This is a genomic window from Salipiger sp. (genome assembly GCF_059781815.1).
The window spans coordinates 1-4,150 of record NZ_JBYNAH010000312.1 but is presented as its reverse complement, the minus strand read 5'-3'; the positions used below and the strand labels follow the sequence as shown (position 1 = coordinate 4,150).

The 4,150-nt window shown below is 66.6% G+C and carries 4 protein-coding genes; 1 reads left to right on the top strand and 3 read right to left on the bottom strand.

Annotation, left to right across the window (positions count from 1 at the left end; all coding sequences use genetic code 11):
* Positions 1–88 precede the first annotated feature (88 nt).
* Both AC6RA4_RS23675 and rimO read right to left on the bottom strand, forming a co-directional pair.
* Positions 89–679, bottom strand: coding sequence for a thymidine kinase (locus AC6RA4_RS23675; protein WP_500164480.1), 591 nt, complete (start codon positions 677–679; stop codon positions 89–91).
* 421 nt (positions 680–1,100) lie between these two features.
* A complete protein-coding gene (gene rimO / locus AC6RA4_RS23670) occupies positions 1,101–2,465 on the bottom strand; it encodes a 30S ribosomal protein S12 methylthiotransferase RimO (protein WP_500164478.1) in 1,365 nt (454 codons plus the stop codon).
* 201 nt (positions 2,466–2,666) lie between these two features.
* Between rimO and AC6RA4_RS23665 the strand changes: the two genes are divergently transcribed.
* On the top strand, positions 2,667–3,398 hold the full coding sequence (locus tag AC6RA4_RS23665) for a L,D-transpeptidase (RefSeq protein ID WP_500164476.1): 732 nt from the start codon (positions 2,667–2,669) through the stop codon (positions 3,396–3,398).
* Positions 3,399–3,449: 51 nt separating this feature from the next.
* Here the strand turns inward: AC6RA4_RS23665 and arfB are convergent, their stop codons facing one another.
* Positions 3,450–3,872 (bottom strand): alternative ribosome rescue aminoacyl-tRNA hydrolase ArfB, encoded by a 423-nt coding sequence (gene arfB / locus AC6RA4_RS23660; RefSeq protein ID WP_500164474.1) that lies wholly within the window; start codon positions 3,870–3,872, stop codon positions 3,450–3,452.
* Positions 3,873–4,150 lie beyond the last annotated feature (278 nt).

Genomic DNA, 4,150 nt, shown 5'->3' with positions numbered 1-4,150 from the left:
TTTTTCTTTCTTTTTCTTCTCTTTCCTCCGGCGCCGCCGCCCCCCCCCCCCCCCCCCCGGCGGGGCCCCCCCCCCCCCCCATGCGGGCTCAGGAGGCGGGCCGGTCGGCCACGGCCTCGCGCCAGTGTCTGCGACAGAGCGAGATATAGGTCTCGTTGCCGCCGATCTGCACCTGATCGCCATCGACCACCACGCTCCCGTCGCCGTCCTGCCGGATCACCATCGTCGCCTTGCGCCCGCAATGGCAGATCGTGCGCACCTCGCGCAGCGTGTCGGCCAGCGCCAGCAGCACCGCGGAGCCAGGGAACAGCTGGCCTCGGAAATCGACCCGCAGCCCGTAGGCCATCACCGGGATCTTCAGGTCGTCGGCGACGCGAGCCAGTTGCCAGACCTGCGCTTCGGTGAGGAACTGCGCCTCGTCGACGAAGATGCAGGCGAGCTCGCGCGTTTCCTGCTGCGCGGCGATCCGGGAAAAGAGATCGTCCTCGGGCGTGAAGGTGTCGGCCTCGCGCCCGAGCCCGATTCGCGAGCCGATGCGGCCCTCGCCGGCGCGGGTGTCGAGCCGCGCGGTCAGGAGATACACCTCCATGCCGCGCTCGCCGTAATTATGCGCCGCCTGAAGGAGCAGCGTCGACTTGCCGGCATTCATCGTGGAGTAGTTGAAGTAGAGCTTCGCCATGGCGCAGAGCCATGCCGCAGGGGCGCGGCCGGTGCAAGCGCGCAGGCGCGGAAATTGCGGCGCGCGGCCTTCCCAAAAAGAATGCCCCCGCGATGCAGGAGCATTCTCTGAGATCGAAAAGTCTCTATAAAATCAGAGGTCTCTTGGCCCAGCAGGCGGATTGCTCAAGGATCGGACGGATCCGGATCCTGATGATCCAGGGGCAGCGGGTGGGCTGACGAGCGATGGCTTTAACTATGGTGTAACTATACCACCAAAGTCGTAGTTTGACCTAGCGTAAATCCGCTCTAACTCCAAAGCTGTGTTGACACGCCGGGAAAGTGCGACGAATCCGGATGTTAACGCTCGCCTGTGTTTGCTCGGCGCGCGCGCACTTCTCGCATAGCGTGTGCTATTGCGCCCGAATCACCCGAATCTCGCCTTAGACGAGCCGGCCCCAGAGGTCGTACTCTCCGGCTTCGTCGACCTCGACGGTGACGATATCGCCGGGCGACAGCGTCTCGTGGCCTTCGTCGATGAACAGGTTGCCGTCGATCTCCGGTGCGTCGGCCTTGGTGCGGCAGGTGGCGGCGTCGTCCTCGACCAGGTCGACGATCACGTCCATCCGGCGACCGACCTTGGCGGCGAGCTTGGCCTCGGAGATCGCCTGCGCCTTCTGCATGAAGCGATCCCAGCGCTCCTGCTTGACCTCGTCGGGCACGTGGTCGGGCAGGGCATTGGAGCGGGCGCCGGCGACGTTCTCGTACTGGAAGCAGCCGACCCGATCGAGCTGCGCCTCGTCCATCCAGTCGAGCAGGGTCTGGAACTCGGCCTCGGTCTCGCCGGGGTAGCCGACGATGAAGGTCGAGCGCAGCACGATCTCGGGGCAGGCGGCGCGCCAGGCGGCGATCTCGTCGAGGGTGCGGGCGGCGGCGGCCGGCCGGGCCATGCGGCGCAGCGTGTCGGGGTGGGCGTGCTGGAAGGGGATGTCGAGATAAGGCAGGATGCCGCCCTCGGCCATCAGCGGGATCATCTCGCGCACGTGGGGGTAGGGGTAGACGTAGTGCATCCGCACCCACGCCCCGAGGGCCCCCAGGTCGCGGGCCAGCGACAGGATCGGCGCCTTCTCGGTGCGGTCCTTCCAGTCGGTGCCGTAGGCCGAGGTGTCCTGGCTGATCACCAGCAGTTCCCTGACGCCTGCCTCGACCAGCTTTTCCGCCTCGCGCATCACCGCGCGGTGCGGGCGCGAGGCCAGCTTGCCGCGCATGTCGGGGATGATGCAGAACTTGCAGGCGTGATTGCAGCCCTCGGAGATCTTGAGATAGCTGTAATGCCGCGGTGTGAGCTTCACCCCCGAGGACGGCAGCAGATCGACGAAGGGGTCGGGCGACGGCGGCACCGCGCCATGCACCGCGTCGAGCACCTGCTCGTACTGGTGCGGGCCGGTGACGGCCAGCACCTTGGGGTGCACGCCGGTGATGTACTCGGGCTCGGCGCCGAGGCAGCCGGTGACGATGACCTTGCCGTTTTCGTTCAGCGCCTCGCCGATGGCCTCGAGGCTCTCGGCTTTGGCGCTGTCGAGGAAGCCGCAGGTGTTGACGATCACCGCGTCGGCGCCGGCGTAATCGGGCGAGATGCCGTAGCCCTCGGCGCGCAGCCGGGTCAGGATGCGTTCGCTGTCGACCAGCGCCTTGGGGCAGCCCAAAGAGACCATGCCGATGGTCGGCTGGCCGTCGCGTTTGGTCTCGGAGATGCGGGCGCGCGCCAGGTCGGGGCGCAGGTCGGGGGGATTCTGCATGGCGCGCATATAAGCGAGGCTTCGCTTCGTGGGAAGCCTGTTGCGGTGTTTGCTTGACCTCACCGGCTGACGGACGAGTTTAGAAGGACAAAACAGAAAACACCCATGCCGTGTCTGGCGGGGCGGGGCCGTGGCGATCCGGTCCGGCGTTTCCAGGGGCTTTGGCCGGATCAGTCGCGGCGGCGGGATCGAGAGGACGAGAGAGTTTCCATGACCCTACTGACGAGTCTGCGACTGAGATGCCTTTGCCTGCTGGCCCTGCCGGTGCTGCTTGCCGCCTGTGCCACCACGCCGCCGCCGAACCAGCTTGGCGAGATCAGCGACGAGACCCGGGCGATGTATGCCGCGACCGTCGACAACGGCATCGAGATCCCGGCCATCGAGGACAAGTACCTGACCGAGTTCCGCAAGCGTCAGCTGGTGCCGTACTATGCGCCCTACGAGGCGGGTACCATCGTGGTCGATCCGGGCGGCAAGTTCCTCTACCACCTGCAGGGCAACGACATGGCGATGCGCTATCTGATCGCCGTGGGCGCGCAGGGCTACGGTTTCTCGGGAGAGGCGACGATCCCGTTTCAGCGCGACTGGCCCTACTGGACCCCGACCAAGAACATGCTGCGCCGCGATCCCGAGACCTATGGCCCGGTGAAGAACGGCCTTCCCGGCGGCATGGAGAACCCGCTGGGCGCGCGGGCGCTCTATCTCTACAAGAATGGCCGCGACACGCTTTACCGCATCCACGGCACACCGAGCCCGTGGACCGTGGGCCACGCGACCTCGTCGGGGTGCATCCGGATGTTCAATCAGGATGTGATCCAGCTTGCCGAGCAGGTCGAGACCGGCACCAAAGTCGTCGTTCTGAAGAAGGAAGAGGCCGGAAAGTGGACCGGCGAGTCCGAGGTGCCCGAGCTGGTCGCCATGGCGGCAACCGCCGAGGGCTGAGACCGGCATTGCCCCTTCGCGGGCGGCGCCTCTGAACGGGTCGGCCGGCGCTCAGGCGCCGGGATCGACCTTGCCGCGCAGCGCCTTGACCTCGCCGCGCTGCTTCTTGCCCTCGAGGCGGCGGCGTTTCGAGCCCAGCGTCGGCTTGGTCGGGATGCGGCGCTTGGGCTTCTCCAGCGCCTTGCGGATCAGCTCGGCGAGGCGCTCGCGGGCGATCTCGCGGTTGCGCGCCTGGCTGCGGGTCTCGTCGACCTGCAGCACCACCGCGCCCTCCTTGGTCCAGCGCCGCCCGGCAAGCTTGCGCAGGCGGGTCTTCACCGCTGGCGGCAGGTTGGGCGAGCGCTCGGCCTCAAAGCGCAGCTCGACCGCGGTCGAGACCTTGTTGACGTTCTGTCCGCCCGGCCCGGAGGCGCGGATGAACTGTTCCGTCATCTCCCAGTCTTCGATGCTGATGCGGTCGTTTATCTGAAGCATGGGTTGGACCTAGCACAAAAAGCGGGGGCCGCCACGGTCTCCCGGGCGGCCCCTGCATCGCGCTGCGCCCGAAGCATGCCGGGCGAGGCGGTCTGAAATGGGAAATGGGTCACCCTGCCTGTGGAGTGACCCATTCGAGACGTCAAGGAGGCGGGCCGGTTAGGCAATGCCAACCTCGATCGGATTTCTTGCCAGGGGCTGCCCTAGCAGATCATCCTCCGGGCTGTTCCGACACCTCTCTCCAATGTTTCTCTCGACACTGGATCACCTCCTTTCAG